Below are 20241 nucleotides of genomic sequence, written 5' to 3' on the forward strand. Positions count from 1 at the left end.
GTCACGAATCGGGAACTCGCCGGGTGCGCCCTGATTCGTGACGAATGTGCGGAAAGGGGGCACGATAACGCGGATTCGTCACGAATCGGGAGAAGACGGGGAGGGACGGAGGGAGGAGAGAGGAGGCTCAGACCTCGTCGCGCCAGGAGTGCTCGGGGGCGTAGCCGAGGATGCGGCGGGCCTTGTCGATCGACAGGAGGGTGTCGTTCGTGCCCAGGGCGCGCTTCAGCGGGACGCCGGGGAAGACCTCCGCGACCAGCTCGTCGTTGGGGCGGCTCATGACGGTGTCGGCGGCGGCGATGATAAAGCGGTCGAAGCCGGTGGTGTCCCACTCGAGGGCACGGCGGATGGCCTGGGCTCCGTCGCGGCCGTCGATGTAGCCCCAGAGGTTCCACTTGCGCGCCTGGGCGTCCTCGTCGAACGCGGGGAAGGCGGCGTAGTCCTCCGGGTCCATCACGTTGGAGAACCGCAGGGCGACGATCTTCAGCGCCGGGTCCCAGCGCACCAGCTCGATCGCCATCTGCTCCTCGAGGTGCTTCACCAGCGAGTAGGTGCTCTCGGGACGTGCGGGATAGTCCTCGTCCACCGGTATGTAGGGCGGCGGCACGTCGAACGGCAGCCCGAGGACGGTCTCGCTCGAGGCGTAGACGACATTGCGGATGCCCGCCCGGCGCGCAGCCTGGAACACGTTGTAGGTGACCCGGATGTTGTTGTGGAAGGTCGCCACCTCGCTCAGGATGCCCGGCGCCGGGACTGCGGCCAGGTGCACGATGGCGTCGAACCCGTCGTGCTGGTCGTTCACCCCGAGGATGGCGTCCACCGTCTGACCGAAGTCGGTCAGGTCGACCCGGACGAACCCTGGACCGCGTTCGCCCGTCGCATCGAGGGAGACCACCTGGTCGCCCGCCTTCCGCAGCTCGCGCACCACAGTGCGCCCGAGCTTGCCCGATCCTCCGGTGACCGCGATTCGCATACGGCCAGTCTAGGCGTGTGCGCCTAGAACCAGTCGGACTCGCGGATCTGCTTCATCGCCTCACGGCGGCTCTCCTTGTCGAGCCGGTCCAGGTAGAGCTTCCCGTCGAGGTGGTCGGTCTCGTGCTGCAGCGCCTGGGCCAGCACTCCGGTCCCCGACACTTCCACCGGCTCGCCGTTCAGGTCGATCCCGGTGACCCGGGCGAACGGGTAGCGCAGGGTCTTGAACCAGAGCCCCGGCACCGAGAGGCAGCCCTCGTCGATCAGCTCCGGCTCCCCCGACACCTCGACGAGGACGGGGTTGATGATGTAGCCGACCTCGCCATCCACGTTGTAGCTGAAGGCGCGCTCGTTGACGCCGATCTGCGGGGCGGCGACGCCGGCGCGGCCGGGCGGCAGGACGCTGTCCACCAGGTCTTCGACCAGCCCGCGCACACCGTCGTCGATCTCGCTGATCGGGTCGGACGGGGTCTTCAGCACGGGATCGCCGAACAGGCGGATCTGACGTTCGGTCACAGGTACTCCTCGAGAGAACGGGGACGGTCGGGCGGCTCAGTCGCGCTCGGCGGGCAGGCCCTCGACCACGAGGGCGGCCAGCGTGCGCGCCGAGAGGCGGGTGAGCGGCTTGAGGTCCTTCCACGACACCACGGAGCCGGCGGCGAGCTGCGGGTCGTACGGCACCCGGACGATCTCGCGCACCCGTGAACGGAAGTGCGCCTCGATCTCCTCCAGCTTCACCAGGTTGGTCGCGTGCGTCGCGGTGTTCAGCGCGACGATCGCGTTGCGCACCAGCTCGCCGTAGCCGTTGGCCTCCAGCCAGGTGAGGGTCTCGGAGGCGAGCCGCGCCTCATCCACACTGCCGCCGGAGACGATGACGAGGGAGTCGGCGCGCTGGAGGGTCGCCCGCATGACCGAGTGCACGATTCCGGTGCCGCAGTCGGTCAGGACGATCGAGTAGAACCGCGCCGACAGGTCGGCCACGACGTTGTAGTCGTTCTCGTCGAACGCTTCCGAGAGCATGGGATCGGTGTCCGACGCGAGGATGTCGAGGCGCGTCTCGTCACGCGAGACGAGAGCGGAGAAGTCGGTGAAGCCTCCGATGCTCGCCGCCTTGTGCACTACATCGCGCACCGTCGACCGGGTCTGCCGGGGGACGCGCTCGGAGAGGGTGCCGCGGTCCGGGTTCGCGTCGATCGCGATGATGCGGTCCTCGCGGGCGGAGGCCAGCGCCATCCCGAGCAGCGTCGTCACGGTGGTCTTGCCGACGCCGCCCTTGCGGGTGAGCACGGGCACGAAGCGGGCGCCGCCCTCCAGTTGCTTCTGGATGCGGTGGTCGAGCTCCTTGCGGGCGCGGACCTTGGCGGAGTCACCCAGGTTCACGGTGCGGAAGGTGACGTTGTAGACGAAGCGCTGCCACGGCCCTTCGGGGCCCGGCCGGGTCTTGCGGTTGACCTCCAGGAGGCGATCGGCGGTCAGCATCGCGGCCGGTTCCGGCTGGACCGACTGCTCGCCGCGCAGGCGATCGCGCCGGGAGCCGGCGAACGGCTCGCTCGAGGGCAAGGGCGGCGCATCCTCGGCCACGGCCGCGGCGGCAGGACCGTCGCCGGCCTCACCCGCGGACGCGGCCGGCGTGGTCGCCAGCCGGGACGCGACGATCGCGACCGACATGGTGGTCGGCTCGCTCGGAGAGGCGACGAAGCCCGGGTCGACCGGGACCTCGTCGATCGCCACCGCCGCCTCGTCCTCCGGGATCTCGGGCGGAGGCGCCGGCGGCAGGTCCACGGCGATGCTGAGAGTGGATTCCACGTCGAGCGACCCGGCCGGCTCGAAGGCGGCGGCCGGCGTCAGCTCGTCGTCGGCCGGCACCAGCTCGCGCGGTGCGCGCGGCTCCGGGGTGTCGGCGTCATGACCATCTGCCACGTCGTGCGTTCTCCTTCTGCTGCGGGCGGGTCCCGCGAATCGTCATTGTAGGCCGTCGCGCCGTTCGGCGTCGCGACGGGGGTCGTGAGCCCGTCTCAGGACGGCTGGATGACCACGATCAGGTCGCCCGCGTCCACCTGCTGCGTCTTCGGGATGGCCAGCCGTTCGACCGTGCCGCCGACGGGTGCGGTGATGGCCGCCTCCATCTTCATGGCCTCGATCGAGGCGACGGCCTGGCCCGGTGCGATGGTGTCGCCCACGGCCACCTGGAGGGTCACCACGCCCGAGAACGGCGCCGCGACCTGACCGGGCTTCGCCGTATCCGCCTTCTCGGCCGCTTTCGACTCGACGACGATGCTGCGGTCGCGCACGAACACCGGCCGCAACTGGCCGTTGAGCGTGGTCATGACCGTCCGCATGCCCTTTTCGTCGGCCTCCCCGATGGCCTCCAGGCCGATGTACAGCCGCACGCCGCGGCTGAACTCGATCACGTGCTCGCCGCCCTGCGCCAGCCCGTACAGGTAGTCGAGGGTGTCGACGACGGACAGGTCGCCGAACAGCTCGCGCATCTGCTCGTAGATGCGCGTCGGCGCGGGGAACAGCAGGCGGTTGAGGGTCGCGCGACGCTCCTCGCTGTCGCCCTCGAGGGCGGAGGCGTCGTCGGCGGACAGGTCCTCCACGCCCACCTTGACGGTCTTGCCGGCCAGCACCTTGGTGCGGAACGGCTCCGGCCAGCCACCGGGCAGCTCGCCCAGCTCGCCGGCCATGAAGCCGACCACGGAGTCTGGAATGTCGTAGTTCTGCGGGTTCTCGGCGAAGTCGTCCGGGTCCGCCTTGACGGCGGCCAGGTGCAGCGCCAGGTCGCCCACGACCTTGGACGAGGGGGTCACCTTCGGGATACGGCCCAGGATGCGGTTGGCGGCGGCGTACATGTCCTCCACCAGCTCGAAGTCCTCGGCCAGGCCGAGGGCCTTCGCCTGCTGACGCAGGTTGGAGAGCTGGCCGCCGGGGATCTCGTGCTTGTAGACGCGACCGGTGGGGCCGGGAAGTCCCGACTCGAAGGGCCGGTAGACCTGGCGCACGGCCTCCCAGTAGGGCTCGAGGTCTTCGACCGCGGCCAGCGAGATGCCCGTGTCGCGCTCGGTGTGCGCGAGGGCGGCGACGAGGGCGGAGGCGCTCGGCTGGCTGGTCGTGCCGGCCATCGGCGCGCTCGCGACGTCCACCGCGTCGGCACCGGCCCGCGAGGCGGCCAGCAGCGTCGCGAGCTGACCACCCGGGGTGTCGTGCGTGTGCACGTGCACGGGCAGGTCGAACCGCTCGCGGAAGGCCGCGACCAGCTTCTCGGCGGCGGACGGCCGCAGCAGCCCCGCCATGTCCTTGATGGCGAGGATGTGCGCGCCGGACTCGACGATCTGCTCGGCGAGCCGCAGGTAGTAGTCCAGGGTGTACAGGTCTTCTGCCGGGTCGAGCAGGTCGCCCGTGTAGCAGACGGCGACCTCGGCGATGGAGGTGCCCGTGGCGAGCACGGACTCGATCGCGGGTCGCATCTGCGAAACGTCGTTGAGGGCGTCGAAGATGCGGAAGATGTCGACACCGGTGGCCGCGGCCTCCCGGACGAAGGCGTCCGTCACCTGCGTCGGGTACGGCGTGTAGCCGACGGTGTTGCGGCCGCGCAGCAGCATCTGGATGTTGATGTTCGGCAAGGCCTCGCGCAGTGCCGCCAGGCGGTCCCACGGGTCCTCGCCGAGGAAGCGGAGGGCGACGTCGTAGGTCGCCCCTCCCCAGGCCTCGACGGAGAGCAGCTCGGGGGTCATCCGTGCGACGTAGGGGGCGACGGCCAGCAGATCGCGCGTGCGGACGCGAGTCGCGAGCAGCGACTGGTGGGCGTCGCGGAACGTCGTCTCGGTGACCGCCAGTGCCGTCTGCGCGCGCAGGGCCTCGGCGAACCCGGCCGGGCCGAGTTCGAGCAGGCGCTGACGCGAGCCCGCGGGCGCCGGGGCGGCGAGGTCGATCGCGGGCAGCTTCTCCGCCGGGTCGGCCAAAAGCGGGCGCGGGCCGTTCGGCTGGTTGACGGTGACGTCGGCGAGCCAGTTCAGCACCTTGGTGCCGCGGTCCTTCGACGCGCGGCCCTTGAACAGCTCCGGGCGCTCCTCGATGAAGGAGGTCGAGACATTGCCCGCGATGAAGTCCGGGTCCTCCATGACGGCCTGCAGGAACGGGATGTTCGTGGCGACGCCGCGCACGCGGAACTCGGCCAGCGCGCGGCGGGTGCGCAGCACGGCGGCCGGGAAGTCACGGCCTCGGGTGATGAGCTTCGCGAGCATGGAGTCGAAGTGCGGGCTGATCTGCGCACCCGGGTTGATCGTGCCGCCGTCGAGGCGGATGCCCGCTCCGCCCGGCGAGCGGTAGGTGGTGATCTTGCCGGTGTCGGGTCGGAAGTTGGCGGTCGGGTCCTCGGTGGTGATGCGGCACTGCAGCGCCGCGCCGCGCATCTGCACGGTCTCCTGGCTGAGGCCCAGGTCTGCAAGCGTCTCGCCGGCCGCGATGCGGATCTGCGACTGCACGAGGTCGACGTCGGTGATCTCCTCCGTGACCGTGTGCTCCACCTGGATGCGCGGGTTCATCTCGATGAACACGTGCTGGCCGGCGCGCTCCCCCGCGGTGTCGAGGAGGAACTCCACGGTTCCGGCGTTCTCGTAGCCGATGGAGCGGGCGAAGGCGATCGCGTCGCGGTACAGCGACTGGCGGATGTCCTCCGACAGGTTCGGGGCCGGAGCGATCTCGACCACCTTCTGGTGGCGGCGCTGCACGGAGCAGTCGCGCTCGAACAGGTGCATGGTCTCGCCCGTGCCGTCGGCGAGGATCTGCACCTCGATGTGACGCGGGCGGAGCACGGCCTGCTCCAGGAACATGGTCGGGTCGCCGAACGCGCTGTCGGCCTCCCGCATCGCCTCCTCGAGCGAGGCGCGCAGGTCGGCCTTGCTGTTCACGCGGCGCATTCCGCGCCCGCCACCGCCGGCGACGGCCTTGGCGAAGATCGGGAAGCCGATGTCGTCGGCGCCGGCGATCAGCTCGTCGATGTCGCGCGACGGCGGCGTGGACTTGAGCACGGGGACGCCGGCGGCGATGGCGTGCTCCTTGGCGGTCACCTTGTTGCCGGCCATCTCGAGGACCTCTGCGCGCGGGCCGATGAAGGCGATGCCGGCCGCGCGGGCGGCCTCGGCGAGCTCCGGGTTCTCGGAGAGGAAGCCGTAGCCCGGGTAGATCGCGTCCGCACCGGACTCCTGGGCGACGCGGATGATCTCCTGCACGTCGAGGTAGGCGCGCACCGGGTGCCCCGGCTCGCCGATCTGGTACGCCTCGTCGGCCTTGAGGCGATGCATCGAGTTGCGATCTTCGTACGGGAACACGGCGACCGTCTGGGCGCCGAGCTCGTACGCGGCCCGGAAGGCTCGGATGGCGATTTCACCGCGGTTGGCAACGAGGATCTTTCGGAACATGGGGACCTTTCGAGCAGGGGTCGACACCACACAGCAAACGGTTAGGTTCTCTAAGACTAGTGAAGGTAACGTGGCTCTCGTGCACGTACTCAGCGTTAGCTCCCTCAAGGGCGGTGTCGGAAAGACGACGGTGACGCTCGGGTTGGCGTCGGCGGCGTTCGCGAAGGGACTCCGGACGCTGGTGGTCGATCTCGACCCGCAGTCCGACGTCTCCACCGGCATGGACATCCAGGTCGCCGGTCACCTCAACGTCGCCGATGTGCTGGCCTCCCCCAAGGAGAAGATCGTGCGTGCCGCGATCGCTCCGTCGGGCTGGACGAAGGGCCGTTCCGGCACCATCGACGTCATGATCGGGAGCCCGTCGGCGATCAACTTCGACGGCCCGCACCCGAGCATCCGCGACATCTGGAAGCTCGAGGAGGCGCTCGCGAACGTCGAGCACGACTACGAGCTCGTGCTGATCGACTGCGCGCCCTCCCTGAACGCCCTCACGCGCACCGCGTGGGCCGCCAGCGACCGTGTCGCGGTGGTCACCGAGCCCGGCCTGTTCTCGGTCGCGGCCGCCGACCGCGCGCTGCGCGCGATCGAGGAGATCCGCCGCGGACTGTCGCCGCGCCTCCAGCCGCTCGGCATCATCGTCAACCGCGCGCGTGTGCAGTCGCTGGAGCACCAGTTCCGCATCAAGGAGCTGCGCGACATGTTCGGCCCGCTCGTGCTCTCACCGCAGCTGCCCGAGCGCACCTCGCTGCAGCAGGCGCAGGGCGCGGCGAAGCCGCTCCACGTCTGGCCGGGCGAGAGCGCCCAGGAGATGGCGCACAACTTCGACATGCTGCTCGAGCGCGTGCTCCGCACCGCTCGCCTCGGCGAGTACGCGACCGCCCAGTCCTGACGCTCCGCACCCTCACGCCCCCGCCGTCGCTCCTCCGTCGCCCGCTGGTGGTCCCCCGCCGTCGAGTACACGAATTCTGCACGCGACACGCCGCGCAGGCGTGCAAAAAGTGTGGACTCGATGGTGGGCGGGATGCCCCGAGGTCAGGAGGCGCGGGTGCGGGCTGCGCGGCGAGCGGCGAGCTCGTCCATCGCGTCGGACTGCGTGTCCAGCTCGACCAGGCTCGTCTCGACCTCGCGGAGGACCTTGCCCACGGCGATGCCGAAGACACCCTGGCCGCGGCTGACCAGGTCGATGACCTCGTCGTTGGAGGTGCAGAGGTACACGCTCGCGCCGTCGCTCATCAGGGTCGTCTGCGCGAGGTCGTTGACGCCGGACTCACGCAGCTGATTCACCGCTGTGCGGATCTGCTGCAGCGAGATGCCGGTGTCGAGGAGGCGCTTCACCAGCTTGAGCACGAGGATGTCGCGGAAGCCGTAGAGGCGCTGCGAGCCGGAACCGGCCGCGCCGCGAACCGTCGGCTCGACGAGACCGGTGCGCGCCCAATAGTCGAGCTGGCGGTACGAGATGCCGGCCGCGCGCGCCGCGACGGCGCCGCGGTAGCCGTTGACGTCGTCCATCTCGGGCAGGCCGTCGGTGAACAGGAGACCGAGGTCGTACCGGGAGGCGCCATCGTCACGACTCAGTTCGCTCATGATGTTCGCCTCTCACCCGGGATAGTGGATCGCGCGCCGCAACCGCGTCGCTTCATCCACGGTACCCATGCGGCGGTCGCCGGGCAACGACATCCGCTCTTTCGATCTCGGCGTGTCGAGGTGATCGTCGGTCGTCACGGACGCAACCGGGCGATGGACGACCGGATGATGCTCCCGCGCACCACGTCGAGCTGCGCCGCGATCTCGCGGGCCAGCTCGGCCGTTCGCGCCTTGCTGCTGACGTCGTTGCGCCGCGCGATCGGCACCAGAGCGGTCTCGATCAGGCCGATCTCGCGCTCGGCGGCGGCCCGGAACCCGCGGAGGTGGCGCGGCTCGATACCGCTCCTCCGCAGTTCGGCCAGCGCCCGCAGGACGGTCAGCGCCTCGTCGCCGTAGACGTCGGAGGCGGGAAGGAGCGACGCGCTCACGGCATCCTGCAGCAGGTCGGCGTCGGCGCCCGCCTCGCGCAGCAGCTCATCGCGACGATACCGGCGCGAGCCCAGGATGGACCCGGCCGGCGCGCTGCCCGGGAACACCGGGTCGAGCCCGGCGTCGAGGTCGGCGAAGTACTTCTTGATCACCTTCAGCGGGAGGTAGTGGTCGCGCTGCATGCCGAGCACGGCCCGCAGCCTGTCCACGTCGGCCGGCGAGAACTTGCGGTAGCCCGAAGCGGTGCGCGACGGCGACACCAACCCGCGCTCCTCGAGGAAGCGCAGCTTCGAGGACGACAGGTCCGGGAACTCGGGCGTCAGCCGAGCCAGCACCTGGCCGATGCTGAGGAGGGCCGGAGCATCGCCGGCGGCCCTCTGAGCCGGCCGCGCCACTAGCCGTTCGCCGCTGCGGCGAGGTCGTGACGCGACGCGTAGAAGGTGAGACGGAACTTGCCGATCTGCACTTCGGCGGCGTCGGCGAGCTGCGCGCTCTCGATCCGGACGCCGTCGTAGTACGTGCCGTTCAGGGACCCGAGGTCGCGGACCTCGAACGAGGTCCCGCGGCGCGTGAACTCCGCGTGGCGGCGGGACACGGTCACGTCGTCGAGGAAGATGTCGGCGTTCGGGTGGCGGCCCGCGGTCGTCACGTCGGCGTCGAGCAGGAAGCGCGCACCGGCGTTCGGTCCGCGGCGCACGATCAGCAGCGCGGAACCGGTCGGCAGCGCCGCGATGGCTTCCTGCTCCTCCGGCGACACTTCGCCGGAGGGGTACATCTTCGAGATGAACTCCTCGCCGAAGCGCGCGGTCGTGTCCTCGTTGGCCGCCGCGTCCCGCAGGGGGTTCCGGGCGGCGTCGTCGGCTTCGCTGTTCTCAGCGTTCGGGTCAATGTCTTCAGGCACCGTCAACCTCCTTGCGGTCCAGCGTATCCGATGCAGCGCCGCTGTCATCGGCCGGAAGTCGGATGACACGTGCCGTCTCGCGGATATAGACGACTCCCGCCCACCAGTAGAGGAAGGCGCCCCACAGCGCGAAGGCCCAGCCCAGGGGCAGCGAGAACGGCGCGACGGGCGCGAACGCCTCCCCCAGCATTAGCAGCGGGAGGGCCCAGAACAGGCAGAATGTGGCGACTTTTCCGAGGTGGTGCACCGGGAGCGGGCCGAAGCCGTGGTTGGCGAGGATGACGCCGAGCACGGCGAGCATCACATCCCTCGCCACCACCACCAGGAACAGCCACCAGGGGATGACTTCGCGCCAGCACAGGCCGATCAGCGCGGCGAAGATGTACAGCCGGTCGGCGGCGGGGTCGAGCAGCTGCCCGAGACGCGACACCTGGTTCAGCGTGCGCGCCAGCCAGCCGTCGAGGAAGTCGGTGATGCTCGACACCACGAGCACCAGCAGGGCGAGCCCGTCCTGGCCGGTGATGATCAGCCAGAGGAAGACCGGCACGAGGGCCAGCCGGAAGAAGCTGAGCACGTTCGGGACGGTCCAGACCCGCGAACTCACCACCGCGCTTCCACCCTCCACGCTGACGAGTCTAGTGAGCGCCCTCTCTCAGTGCGGACGGGGTGTCCACATGGCGAGCCGGTCGCGCAGGCCCATCGCGTCGTACGGCGCGCGCACCTTCACGTCGTTGTCGAAGTAGGCGTACACGTCCATCCCGCGCGACAGCCAGCCGCCCAGCTCCTCCGCCCACCGGTCCAGGGACTCGTCGGTGTACCCGCTGGTGTAGAGCTCCTCGTCGCCGTGCAGCCGGACGTAGGCGAAGTCGGCGGTCAGGTCGCGGATGACCGGGTAACGCCCCGCGGTGTCGGCGAGCACGATCGCGACGCCGTGGGCACGGGCGAGCTCCGCGAAGGCGGGGACGTCGAAGGAGGTGTGGCGCACCTCCACGGCATGCCGCAGCGGCCGGTCGGCGTCGGCGGCTGCGTGCGTCCTGTCCTCGTCGAGCGTGGCCTCTCCGGCGAGGACGGCGGCCTGTGCGGTCGTCCGCGGCAGCATGGCGAGGAAGGCGTCCACCTCGCCGGCGTCGAACTGGAGGGTCGGCGGGAGCTGCCAGAGCAGCGGTCCGAGCTTCGGCCCCAGCGCGAGGACGCCGGAGGCGAAGAAGTTGGCGAGGGCCGTCCGCGCGTTCCTCAGCCGCAGGATGTGGGTGATGTAGCGGCCGCCCTTGACCGCGAAGACGAACTCCTCCGGCGTGTGCTCGGCCCAGGTACGGTAGCTGGAGGGGCGCTGCAGCGAGTAGAAGCTGCCGTTGATCTCGATGGAGTCGAGCCGCTCGGAGGCGTACTCGAGCTCCAGCCGGTGCGGCAGCTTGGGCGGGTAGAAGACGCCGCGCCACGGGGCGTAGGTCCAGCCCGAGATGCCGATGCGGGCGAGCGCCATCAGCGGCCCCTGAGCTGGTCGAGCAGCCGCCGTTCCCGTTTGGTCGGGCGCCCGGCTCCGCGTTCGCGGACGACGGTGGCGGGCGTCTCTGTGCGCTCCGGCGGCGGTGGAGTCCGGTCCTCGAAGCAGTCGGCGGCGATGGCGGCGCCGACGCGTTTCACGATCAGCCGCCGGGCGATGTAGATGTGCTCGGTCCCGCCCACGAACGCGCGCACCTCGTCGCCCACCTTGACGGGCTGGGCGGGTTTGGCGCGTTCGCCGTTGACTTTCAGGTGGCCGGCCTTGCACGCGTCGGAGGCCGCCGAGCGCGTCTTGAACAGCCGGACCGCCCAGGCCCAGGAGTCGACACGGACGCTCTGCGGTCCGCCCGTCGCCGCGGTCCCCGGCATGTCAGACCGCCGCGGGCGCCTTCGGGGCGCCGGTCGTCTCCTCGGACAGCGACGCCTTCCACTTCACCAGGCTGCGCACGGTGCGGCTGCGGTCGGAGGCGAGCTTCTCCATGACGTCCGCCGGCACGAAGTAGTTGACCGCGACCCAGCCGCGAACGATCTCCGACCGGTCGTCGGCGAGCATCCGCAGGATGTCACACGGGGTCGCCTCGTTCTTCGCGACGCAGCCGCGCACGCCCTCGTCGGGGTCCTTCGCCAGGGTGAGGAAGAGGTCCTCCGGGGTGTTGTAGCTGCTCGCCACCGCCTCCCGGATCTTGGGGTTGGCCTCGGAGGCCAGCAGCCGGAGCCGGCGGAGCTTGCTTTCGGTCACCTCGGGCGCCGGATGCAGGGCTGCGGCCTCCTCGGCGGTGAGCATCGCCGGCCGGTGGGTCCGCATGGCCTGACGCTGGGCGGGGGTGTTGAACCGGATGCACGACATATTCCCACCGTAGCCCGGGTTACCGTGTTTCTATGGAAACACTCCTCGCGCGGCTGGACCGCATCGCGGGAGGCCGTCACGCGGGCTACACGGTGCCGGATGAGGGCCGCACGCACCCGCGCACGCGCCGGGCGTTCACGGTCGTCGGCTGGCTGCTCGCCGCCGAACTGGTGATCGGGCTGTCGGCGGTCGTGGTCGCGGTCGTCCTGACCCTCGACGGCGTCGCCGTGGCGTTCCCGGTGTGGATGCGGTCGGTCATCGTCCTCGGAATGACGGCCACGCTGTTCTACTTCGCCTGGCGCGCCGCGAAGGGCTACTACTGGGCCTACTCGCGACTGCGGCTCTTCGCCAAGATCTTCCCGGTGGTCACCCTCGTGATCGCCGCCATCCCTGGTCTCTACCCGCTGTGGATGGTGACGGAGCAGATCGTCTTCAGCCTGATCCTGATCGGGGTGGCCGACTACCTCGACTCCGACCACATGCGCGCGGTGTTCCCGCGGCCCGGGAACCAGGGCACGACCGGCGACGTCCGCGCCTGATACTCCGCGTACTCCGGGTACCGCGAGCGCGTGATGCTCTCGGTGAACACCGTGGAGCCGATGAAGAGGCCGGTCAGCAGCAACGGACCGATGACCGTCCACTGCAGCACCGAGCCCGCGGCGACGCAGCCGATGAGGAACAGCACCCACCACTGCGCCTGCTCGAAGAAGAAGTTCGGGTGCCGTGAGAAGCGGAACAGGCCGGTCTGCAGGAACCGCGGCGAGGGCGTGCGGCCAGCGGCGGACTCCGCCTTCTTCCACTGATGGAACCGCCACTGCTGCTGGTCGGCGATGGTCTCACCGGTGAGGAAGGCGACGAACACCGCGGCGAGCACGATGTCGAGCGGGTTGAGGGGCGAGCGGTGCTGGTACGCGGTCCAGGCGGGCAGCGCGATCAGCAGCAGGAGGATGTTCTGGTAGACGACGATGAAGAACAGGTTGAACAGCTGGAAGGCGGCAGGGTGCATCCGGCCGCGCAGCACCTCCCACCGGTAGTCCTCGCCGCCGGGCTTGTAGCCGCCCTTCCTGGCGAAGTTGAAGGTGAGCCGCGCGCCCCACAGGGTCACCAGCACGGCCATGAGGTCGAGCCGCGGGTCTGCGAGTCCGGCCGCCCCGGCGAAGACCCACACGTAGACGACCGGCACGATCGACCAGATCCGGTCGACCCAGGAGTGCTCCCCCGTGATGAGCGACAGCACCCAGGTGGCCGCGCAGGCGGCGGCGAGGATCCACAGACAGACGATGAACGGCTCCACGACCACATCCTAGGGCGAGGAGAGGACGTGCACCCGGCGCGACGTCAGTTCTGGAGCACGGAGAGCACGTTGCCGGCGGGATCGCGGAACCAGGCGATGTCCGGCCCGCGGTTCGCGGCGCGCCCGCGCAGCACGCCCTTCTCGTCGGTCGGCAGGTTCGGGTCGTCGTAGATGGCCGTCGCCACGCCCGCCGCATTCAGCTCGTCGACCGCTGCGTCGATGTCGGCCACCACCAGGTTCAGGATGGTGAAGCTCGCCGGCTCGTGGTCGGGCTTCGGGTAGATGAAGACGTGACCGCCCGTTGGGAGTTCCAGGTCGAGGTTGCCCATGGAGCCGTCCGAGACGGACAGCCCCAGGGTGTCGCCGTAGAACGCCTTCGCCGCGGGGATGTCGTCGACGCTGAAACCGCTGAAGATCTCGAGTGGAGTGACCATGGGCTCCACTCTGCTCGGGGAGGCGTCCCCGCGTCTAGAGGTTTCGGTGCCCTGGGGAGAAGCGCCAAGGGGAGAAGTGCCCTGGGGAGAGGTGCCCTGGGGAGAAAGGGGCTCAGACGAAGCGGACGGCCTCCTGAAGCCGGGTGCGCAGTTCGAAGGCCCGATCGACGCTCTCCCGGCCCGCGGCGTTGGCCCCGTCGCGCAGCACCCGTGGCAGGAGCGAGCGCCGGACGACCATCGAACCGGCCAGCCGCCCGCGGCGCACGACGTCGAACGGCACGTCGAGGTCGCCGTCGGGCACTACGACGATCAGGCCGGTGAACCGGACGCCCGCCTGGCGGCCGAAGCTCTTGGCGGCCCGGTGCAGCTCGTGGAACGGCTCCTCATCCGGCCCGATCCCCGCGCCGACGAGCTCGCCCTTCGCCAGCTTCACCGGGCCGCCCCAGTCGGCCGAGCGGACGGCGAACAGCCCGGCCGGGCCGAGCACGATGTGGTCGAGCTTGGCGTCGGTGGAGGGATGCACGGCGACGTCGTTCCAGATGGTGAAGCCGATGCCGAGCCCTGTCACCGCGCGGGCGGTCGCCTCCTCGGCGAGCGCCCCGGCGAGCAGCCGGCGGATCTCGGGAGGCGCCGAGCGCACCAGGGCGGGATCGTACGGGTCCGGATCGCCGGCGCCGCGCCCCATCCACTCGCGCATCAGGCCCAGGAACCGCTCCCGGGAGCGCCCGCCGGGGTGGCCGTAGCTGCGGGCGCGTACCGTGGCGCCGGAGGACGGGCGCGCGCTGTGCATGGTCGCGCTGAAGCCGCCACCCGCCGAGTCGCCCGCGACGGCATCCACGGTGATGCTCTCTCCTCGGTCGTAGCGGGCGCGGTCCTCCGGGTCGCCGATGAGCTCCCACGCGTGCTGCACGGACTGGAAGGCGGCGGCGGTCCCTCCGGTGTCCGGATGCGTCTCACGCAGCAGGCGCCGGTACGCCCGGCGCAGCTCGTCGTGGCTCACGTCGGGGTGCACGCCGAGGACCTCGTACGGGGTGGGCGAGGCCGGGGAGTCGCTCATCGCGCGGTGATCTCTTTCGGTCGGTGGATTTCCGACCCTAGCGCGCGGATCCGCGAAATCGCCGAATTCCCATTGCGGCCGGAAACTGACCGCATGCCCGGATAGCGTGAAAGCAACCGATCAGGAAGGCACAGACCATGACCATCAGCGACTGGCGCATCGAGCTCATCATCCTCCCCGTCACCGACGTCGACCGCGCGAAGGCGTTCTACGTGGACACGCTCGGCTGGAACGCCGACCACGACCACCGCGTGTCGCCGACCGTGCGCTTCGTCCAGGTGACGCCTCCTGGGTCCGCCTGTTCGATCGCGTTCGGCGAGAGCCTGACTGAGATGACGCCAGGCACGATGTCCGGCCTGCAGGTCGTGGTCCCCGACGCGGATGCGGCGCTCGCCCACCTCCGGGAGCACGGGGTCGACGCGCGGGGCGTCGCCGATCTGGCGTGGGGCCGGTTCGTCGACTTCGCCGACCCCGACGGGAACGCCTGGACTTTGCAGGAGCTGCCCCAGCGCGGCTAGCAGGTCGCGGCCGGCAGGGCGTGGAGAGCAGGGCGCGGCTAGCGCACCTGCGCCCACAGGATCAGCAGCAGCGTCACGGCGAAACCGCACGCGTAGTTGATCCACAGGAAGCGCCGCCAGCCGCGGTTGGCGCTGGTCGCCTGCGCGTCCGGAACGCTCCAGAAGGGCGCCGCCGTCGCGATGTACGGGAGGGCGAGCACCGCCGCGAGCGGTCCGGGCCACGGGGTGAGCAGCATCGCCGCTCCGGCGAGCGCCCAGGCGGCGATCGCCAGGCGCACGGTCGCTGCCGCGCCGATCGCGGTCGCCACGGAGGCGATGCCGGCCTCCCTGTCGGGGATGACGTCCTGCACGGCACCGAAGGCGTGGCTGCCGACACCCCACAGGAAGAACGCCAGGAGCACCAGCCAGAGCCCTGGCGTGAACACCGCACCGGCGAGGACCAGGCCGTACACCGCGGGGCTCACGAAGTGGATGCTGGAGGTGGCGGAGTCGAGGAACGGGATCTCCTTGAAGCGGAGCCCCTTCACCGAGTACGCGACCACCGCGAACAGGGAGACCGCGAGGACCAGCCAGGAGAGCGGCGAGCCGACGATCACCAGGTAGACGACGAACGGCAGCGTGGAGACGACCGCGGCGACGAGCGTGCGCCGATGCGCCGACCGGTCGAGCAGCGCCCCCTCCGCTCCGCCCTTGCGCGGGTTGCGCAGGTCGGACTCGTAGTCGAAAACGTCGTTGATCCCGTACATCGCCAGGTTGTACGGGATGAGGAAGAAGACCGTCCCGACGACGAACGTGGCGTCGATCCGTCCGGTGGTCAGCAGGTACGCGGCGGCGAACGGGAAGGCGGTGTTGATCCAGCTGAGCGGGCGGGAGGCGAGCAGCAGCTGGCGGACGGGTGAGGGGGCCACGGCGGTCACGATCCGGTCCCCCGCCGCCGTCCGGGCTGCCGGCGGGTCAGCAGCCACAGCGCCGGCAGGAGCAGCACCGCAGCGAGCGGGTAGGCGAAGTCCTCCACCGGCACGAGCCCCAGCTTGGCGCCGGTGATGTGCGCGTCGGCGTAGGTCATGAAGCCGGCGATGATCATCAGGTTATCGAAGACGGCCGTCAGCACGAGCACGATGGCGGCGGCGATCGTCACCGGCAGCCACCAGCGCCGCAGTAGCCGGCGGCGGTCGGGCGCCACGGCCAGAGCCACGGCGAGCACGACGCCGGCGACGAGGAGGAACACGAGGCTGAGCGGGGCGTACGTCATCCGTCGCTCCCCCGGCGGTCGAGGACGGTCCGCGCGCCGAACACCAGGACGAGCGTCAGGTAGCAGAGGAACAGCAGGAAGAAGACTTCCTCCAGCGGCAGCTCCGGCGCCAGGACGATTCCCGTCATCAGCCGCGAACCGCCGCGGGCGAAGACGCCGAGGGCGATGCCGGCCGCATCCCAGATCAGGAAGAAGACGAGGCCCAGTCCGAGCACGAGGGAGGCGCGGCGCGCGTCCCTCCAGAACACCAGCCGGAAGCGGGCGTCCAGCAGCACCATCGCCCCGAGCGCGACCAGCAGGCACGCCAGGTAGACGATGCTCACGACACGCGCTCCGCCTGCGGACTGGGGAGCGGCTCCGGAAGCGGACCGGCTCCGCCGTCGCCGCGGAGGCGCTTCACGACGAGCTCCGCGCTGATCAGGCACATCGGGAGTCCGATGCCCGGGATGGTCGAGCAGCCCGCGTAGAACAGCCCGTCGACCGTCTTGGAGGCGTTGCCGGGGCGGAAGAAGGCGCTCTGCCGGAGGGTGTGCGCCGGCCCGAGTGCGCCTCCGCGCCAGGCGTTCAGGTCGGTGGCGAAGTCCTCGGGTCCGACGGTGCGGCGGACGACGATGCGTTCGGCGAGGTCCGGGATGCCCGCCCAGGCGGCGATCTGTGCGATCGCGGCATCGGCCGCGTGCTCGATGGCGCGGTCGCCGGCGCCGTCCAGGCCACCGGCGCCGAGCGACACGTCGGCCGGCACCGGGATGAGGACGAACAGGTTCTCGTAGCCCTCTGGGGCGACAGTGGGATCCGTCTCGCTGGGCATGCAGACGTACAGCGAGGCCGGGTCCGGGATCCCGGGATCGGGCCCATAGATCGTCTGGAAGTTCGCCTCCCAGTCGGTCGTGAAGAAGAGGTTGTGGTGGGTCAGCTGCGGCAGCCTCCCACGGACCCCGAGCATCGCGAGCACCACGCCGGGGCCCGGGTCGCGCCGATCCCAGGTCTCCTCGGGATGGGTGCGCAGCGCCAGCGGCAGCAGCGCGGTCTCGGTGTGGTGCAGGTCGGCGCCGGAGACGACGATATCGGAGTGAAGGGTGTGCGGCCGGCCCGCCGCATCCCGGTAGTCGACGCCGGTCGCGTGGGCCCGCCCCGAACGCTGCGCGGTCCGGATCGCCGTGACGCGTGCGCCCGTGATCAGGTGCGCTCCTGCCCCGGAGGCGAGCGACGCGATCCGCTCGATCAGCCCGGCGAAGCCGCCGAGCGGGTACCGGACGCCGTCGTCGAGGTCCAGGTGGCTCATCAGGTGGTACATGCTCGGAGCCCGGCCGGGAGAGGTGCCGAGGAAGACCGCCGGGTAGCCGAGCACCTGGCGCAGCCGGTTGTCGCGGACGAATCCGGCCGCGTAGCGGTCGAGAGGTTCGAGCAGCAGGCGTGCCAGGCGCGGCAGACGACGCAGCAGGTCGGGCGCCAGCAAGGGCCGGAGGTCGGCGAACGTGCTGTACAGGAAGCGGTCGACGGCCATCCGGTAGGTGTCGGCGGCGCCCTCCAGGTAGCGGTCGAGGGCGGCGCCCGCCCCGGGCTCCACGCTCTCGAACACCGCGCGGTTGGCCGCCCCGTCGGCGTGCAGGTCGAGCGGCGGACGGCCATCCTCAGAGAACAGGCGGTAGCCCGGGTCGAGGGTCACCAGCTCGAGCTGCTCCTCGGCGGAGGTGCCCATCAGCCGGAAGAAGTGGTCGAACACCTCGGGCATGAGGTACCACGACGGCCCGGTGTCGAAGCGGAAGCCGTCGTGGTGCAACGACCCCGCCCGGCCGCCGAGTCCCTCGTTCTGCTCCAGCAGCGTGACGGCGTGGCCCTCGCGCGCGAGCAGAGCGGCGGTGGCGAGCCCGGCGATCCCGCCGCCGATGACCGCGACGCGTCGCCCGGTCATGGCCGGGACCCGTTCCGGGCGGCCGAGGCGGGGACGATCGAGGGTGCGCCCGCACTCGCCACGGACCCCCGCTGCACGGCCGCGACCGCGGTCGCGCGGGCGAGGATGGCCAGCTTGACCCGGGTCGGGACGCTGACGCGCCGGCTCAGCAGCTCGCTCGCCGGCGTCTCGCGGATGCGGTCGCTGAGCTCGGCGAAGAGCCCGTGGGCGGCCGTGATCGCCCGGCGGCAGTTGGCCGGCAGCTCCGGGATGACGTCGGCGGCGGCTCCCAGATCGCAGTCGATGTCGACGACAAGGGCGAGCTTCTCGCGCTCGGTCAGCCGCGCCGGGTCGATGCCCGGGAAGTAGCTGCGGCCGAGCTCGGCCCAGTCCACGGCGAGATCGCGGAGGAAGTTGATCTTCTGGAAGGCCGCGCCGAGCCGGCGGGCGCCGGCCTCGAGCCGGAGCCGCACATCGTCCGGGACGGGCGCGTCGGCCAGGAACACCTTCAGGCACATCAGCCCGATCACCTCGGCGGACCCGTAGATGTACGCGCGCAGCTCGTCGGCGGCGAAGTCCACCGGGCTGAGATCCCGCCGCATCGAGGAGAAGAACGGCCGGGTGAGCTCGACGCCGATCCCGGAGGCTCGCGCGGTGACCGCGAAGGAGTGGACGACCACGTTCGCGCTGTAGCCGGTGCGCATCGCCCGCTCGGTGTCGGCCTCCAGAGCGTCGAGCAGTTCGCGCTGGTCATCGACCCCGAGACCCGCCTCCGCGGCCGCGCCGTCGACGATCTCGTCGGCGACCCGGACGAGCGCGTACACGTCCTCCACCTGCCCTCGCACCCGCTGGCCGAGGAGCCGCGTGGCCATCCCGAACGACGTCGAGTACGCATTGATGATCGTGGCCGCGCCCGCGTGGGCGGCCCCGGTGTAGGTGGCGAGGTCCGTCGGCGGTGTGCCGGTCGGAGCCTCCGGTGCGCGAGTCATGCGATCCTCCCGATACACGAGCGTGCCACGTCGGTCAGCGGTTGGGATAGGGCTGCCGGGATGGCGGGATCGTCGAGCAGGGCGACGGCGCCCTCCACATGCTGCGTGAGGAGATCCTCCACGAAGCTGCGTGCCCCGCACGCCTCCAGGACCGCGGCGAGTGCGGCCGCCTCGCGCGGGGCGAGGTCGGCGCTCCCGAGCGACGGCGCCACCTCCTCCCAGCGCGATGTGCCGCGCGCGTAGGCGATCAGGGAGGTCTCCTTGCCCTGCCGGAGGTCGCTGACGATGCTCTTCCCCGTCACGTCCTCGCTGCCGAACACGCCCAGCAGGTCGTCGCCGAGCTGGAAGGCGATGCCGACCAGGCGACCGTACTCCGCCAGCGGGGCCAGCAGCTCCTCTCCTCCTCCGGCCAGCAGGGCCCCCGTCATCAGAGGCCCGGAGACCGAGTACGCGGCGGTCTTGTGCTCCGTCATGGCGAGGACGTCATCCAGTGTCGGCGCATCGGGGCCGAGACGTTCGGCCAGGGCGACGTCGGCGAGTTCGCCCGCTGCGGTCACGAAGACCGCGTGGTCGAGGATCTCGAGCAGGCGCTCGCGGGTCCACTCGTCGGCGTCGACCCGGGCGAGCACGGAGGAGGCGGCGTGCAGCAGCAGGTCGCCGGCGAGGATCGCGCCCGCCTCACCCCAGCGGCGGCCGCGGGCGGAGTCGGCCCCGCGCGCCACCGCGTCCGACGAGAAGGAGCCGGTCACGTTGGGACGGCCGCGGCGGACGGTGTCGCCGTCGATCACGTCGTCGTGGAGCAGGAACGCGGTGTGCAGCAGCTCGTAGGCGACTGCGGCGGTGCACGCGCTGTCGTCGTCCGCGCCGCCGAGGCCGCGGTACGCGGTGAGCACGAAGCGCGGGCGGATCCGTTTGCCGCCCTCAGCGGCGTCGCGCGCGCTCTCCCACAGCCGGCGGTAGGAGGGGGCGTAGGCCGAGGCCGCGGAGATCCGCTCTGCGAAGAACTGCGAGAGCCGGGCTTCGACGGCGGCCAGGGCGATGTCGATTCCGGGGCGGACCGCCACGGGAGTCCGTGTCTCGGAGTGCAGCTGTGTCATGCTCGGCGCTCCCTTGCCTAGCTTGGATAGCAAATAACTTAGCACGATTCTTA

The 20241-nt window shown here is 70.8% G+C and carries 23 protein-coding genes; 3 read left to right on the plus strand and 20 right to left on the minus strand.

Annotated features, from left to right (window positions below):
• Nucleotides 1-127 precede the first annotated feature (127 nt).
• The 4 genes from SB754_RS09435 to SB754_RS09450 form a co-directional block, all read right to left on the minus strand.
• On the minus strand, nucleotides 128-973 hold the full coding sequence (locus SB754_RS09435) for an NAD-dependent epimerase/dehydratase family protein (protein WP_410782067.1): 846 nt from the start codon (nucleotides 971-973) through the stop codon (nucleotides 128-130).
• 23 nt (nucleotides 974-996) lie between these two features.
• Complete coding sequence (gene def, locus SB754_RS09440) at nucleotides 997-1488, minus strand: peptide deformylase (protein WP_410782068.1); 492 nt, start codon at nucleotides 1486-1488, stop codon at nucleotides 997-999.
• Nucleotides 1489-1524: 36 nt separating this feature from the next.
• Nucleotides 1525-2892 carry an AAA family ATPase gene (locus SB754_RS09445; protein ID WP_410782069.1) on the minus strand — a complete coding sequence of 456 codons (1368 nt, stop codon included), beginning with the start codon at nucleotides 2890-2892 and terminating at the stop codon, nucleotides 1525-1527.
• A 95-nt stretch (nucleotides 2893-2987) separates the two neighbouring features.
• Nucleotides 2988-6392: a pyruvate carboxylase gene (locus tag SB754_RS09450; RefSeq protein ID WP_410782070.1), complete on the minus strand. Its 3405-nt coding sequence runs from the start codon at nucleotides 6390-6392 to the stop codon at nucleotides 2988-2990.
• Between the two features lie 79 nt (nucleotides 6393-6471).
• Between SB754_RS09450 and SB754_RS09455 the strand changes: the two genes are divergently transcribed.
• Entirely contained in the window at nucleotides 6472-7281 is an 810-nt protein-coding gene (locus SB754_RS09455) for a ParA family protein (RefSeq protein ID WP_410783294.1), read from the plus strand.
• 143 nt (nucleotides 7282-7424) lie between these two features.
• Here the strand turns inward: SB754_RS09455 and SB754_RS09460 are convergent, their stop codons facing one another.
• From SB754_RS09460 to SB754_RS09490, 7 genes are all read right to left on the minus strand, one after another.
• Nucleotides 7425-7976, minus strand: a complete 552-nt coding sequence (locus SB754_RS09460; protein ID WP_121261500.1) for a MerR family transcriptional regulator — start codon at nucleotides 7974-7976, stop codon at nucleotides 7425-7427.
• Nucleotides 7977-8110: 134 nt separating this feature from the next.
• Complete coding sequence (locus SB754_RS09465; protein WP_410782071.1) at nucleotides 8111-8800, minus strand: MerR family transcriptional regulator; 690 nt, start codon at nucleotides 8798-8800, stop codon at nucleotides 8111-8113.
• Nucleotides 8800-9306, minus strand: a complete 507-nt coding sequence (locus SB754_RS09470; RefSeq protein WP_410782072.1) for an FHA domain-containing protein — start codon at nucleotides 9304-9306, stop codon at nucleotides 8800-8802. Before SB754_RS09470 ends, SB754_RS09465 begins: the two co-directional genes overlap by 1 nt.
• Nucleotides 9299-9931, minus strand: a complete 633-nt coding sequence (locus SB754_RS09475; protein ID WP_410782073.1) for a CDP-alcohol phosphatidyltransferase family protein — start codon at nucleotides 9929-9931, stop codon at nucleotides 9299-9301. The genes SB754_RS09470 and SB754_RS09475 overlap by 8 nt, the downstream gene beginning before the upstream one ends.
• A 27-nt stretch (nucleotides 9932-9958) precedes the next feature.
• Nucleotides 9959-10789, minus strand: a complete 831-nt coding sequence (locus SB754_RS09480) for a DUF72 domain-containing protein (RefSeq protein ID WP_410782074.1) — start codon at nucleotides 10787-10789, stop codon at nucleotides 9959-9961.
• Nucleotides 10789-11178, minus strand: a complete 390-nt coding sequence (locus SB754_RS09485) for an RNA-binding S4 domain-containing protein (protein WP_410782075.1) — start codon at nucleotides 11176-11178, stop codon at nucleotides 10789-10791. The genes SB754_RS09480 and SB754_RS09485 overlap by 1 nt, the downstream gene beginning before the upstream one ends.
• A 1-nt stretch (nucleotide 11179) precedes the next feature.
• On the minus strand, nucleotides 11180-11656 hold the full coding sequence (locus SB754_RS09490; protein ID WP_410782076.1) for a hypothetical protein: 477 nt from the start codon (nucleotides 11654-11656) through the stop codon (nucleotides 11180-11182).
• A gap of 32 nt (nucleotides 11657-11688) precedes the next feature.
• Here SB754_RS09490 and SB754_RS09495 point away from each other — a divergent pair, with 32 nt between their 5' ends.
• Nucleotides 11689-12195 carry a hypothetical protein gene (locus tag SB754_RS09495; protein ID WP_410782077.1) on the plus strand — a complete coding sequence of 169 codons (507 nt, stop codon included), beginning with the start codon at nucleotides 11689-11691 and terminating at the stop codon, nucleotides 12193-12195.
• Here the strand turns inward: SB754_RS09495 and SB754_RS09500 are convergent.
• The 3 genes from SB754_RS09500 to SB754_RS09510 form a co-directional block, all read right to left on the minus strand.
• Nucleotides 12117-12956: a DUF1295 domain-containing protein gene (locus tag SB754_RS09500; protein WP_410782078.1), complete on the minus strand. Its 840-nt coding sequence runs from the start codon at nucleotides 12954-12956 to the stop codon at nucleotides 12117-12119. The genes SB754_RS09495 and SB754_RS09500 overlap by 79 nt on opposite strands.
• Nucleotides 12957-12994: 38 nt before the next feature.
• A complete protein-coding gene (locus SB754_RS09505) occupies nucleotides 12995-13384 on the minus strand; it encodes a VOC family protein (RefSeq protein ID WP_410782079.1) in 390 nt (129 codons plus the stop codon).
• 112 nt (nucleotides 13385-13496) lie between these two features.
• Nucleotides 13497-14441, minus strand: coding sequence for a DnaJ domain-containing protein (locus SB754_RS09510; protein ID WP_410782080.1), 945 nt, complete (start codon nucleotides 14439-14441; stop codon nucleotides 13497-13499).
• A 137-nt stretch (nucleotides 14442-14578) separates the two neighbouring features.
• On the opposite strand from SB754_RS09510, the gene SB754_RS09515 reads away from it, so the two are divergent.
• Entirely contained in the window at nucleotides 14579-14959 is a 381-nt protein-coding gene (locus tag SB754_RS09515) for a glyoxalase superfamily protein (RefSeq protein WP_410782081.1), read from the plus strand.
• A gap of 38 nt (nucleotides 14960-14997) precedes the next feature.
• Here the strand turns inward: SB754_RS09515 and SB754_RS09520 are convergent, their stop codons facing one another.
• From SB754_RS09520 to SB754_RS09545, 6 genes are read right to left on the minus strand one after another with little or no spacing between them, the layout of a single operon-like run.
• Nucleotides 14998-15879, minus strand: a complete 882-nt coding sequence (locus SB754_RS09520) for a prenyltransferase (RefSeq protein ID WP_410783295.1) — start codon at nucleotides 15877-15879, stop codon at nucleotides 14998-15000.
• Complete coding sequence (locus SB754_RS09525) at nucleotides 15873-16211, minus strand: lycopene cyclase domain-containing protein (protein WP_410782082.1); 339 nt, start codon at nucleotides 16209-16211, stop codon at nucleotides 15873-15875. Before SB754_RS09525 ends, SB754_RS09520 begins: the two co-directional genes overlap by 7 nt.
• Nucleotides 16208-16534, minus strand: a complete 327-nt coding sequence (locus SB754_RS09530) for a lycopene cyclase domain-containing protein (protein ID WP_410782083.1) — start codon at nucleotides 16532-16534, stop codon at nucleotides 16208-16210. The genes SB754_RS09525 and SB754_RS09530 overlap by 4 nt, the downstream gene beginning before the upstream one ends.
• Complete coding sequence (gene crtI / locus SB754_RS09535; protein WP_410782084.1) at nucleotides 16531-18123, minus strand: phytoene desaturase family protein; 1593 nt, start codon at nucleotides 18121-18123, stop codon at nucleotides 16531-16533. Before crtI ends, SB754_RS09530 begins: the two co-directional genes overlap by 4 nt.
• The gene (locus tag SB754_RS09540; RefSeq protein ID WP_410782085.1) at nucleotides 18120-19091 is read right to left on the minus strand and encodes a phytoene/squalene synthase family protein; all 972 of its coding nucleotides are present in this window, start codon (nucleotides 19089-19091) and stop codon (nucleotides 18120-18122) included. The genes crtI and SB754_RS09540 overlap by 4 nt, the downstream gene beginning before the upstream one ends.
• A complete protein-coding gene (locus SB754_RS09545; RefSeq protein WP_410782086.1) occupies nucleotides 19088-20188 on the minus strand; it encodes a polyprenyl synthetase family protein in 1101 nt (366 codons plus the stop codon). The genes SB754_RS09540 and SB754_RS09545 overlap by 4 nt, the downstream gene beginning before the upstream one ends.
• Nucleotides 20189-20241: the final 53 nt, after the last annotated feature.

The sequence above is a fragment of the Leifsonia sp. SIMBA_070 genome (genome assembly GCF_046534635.1).
Classification (GTDB): Bacteria; Actinomycetota; Actinomycetes; order Actinomycetales; family Microbacteriaceae; genus Leifsonia.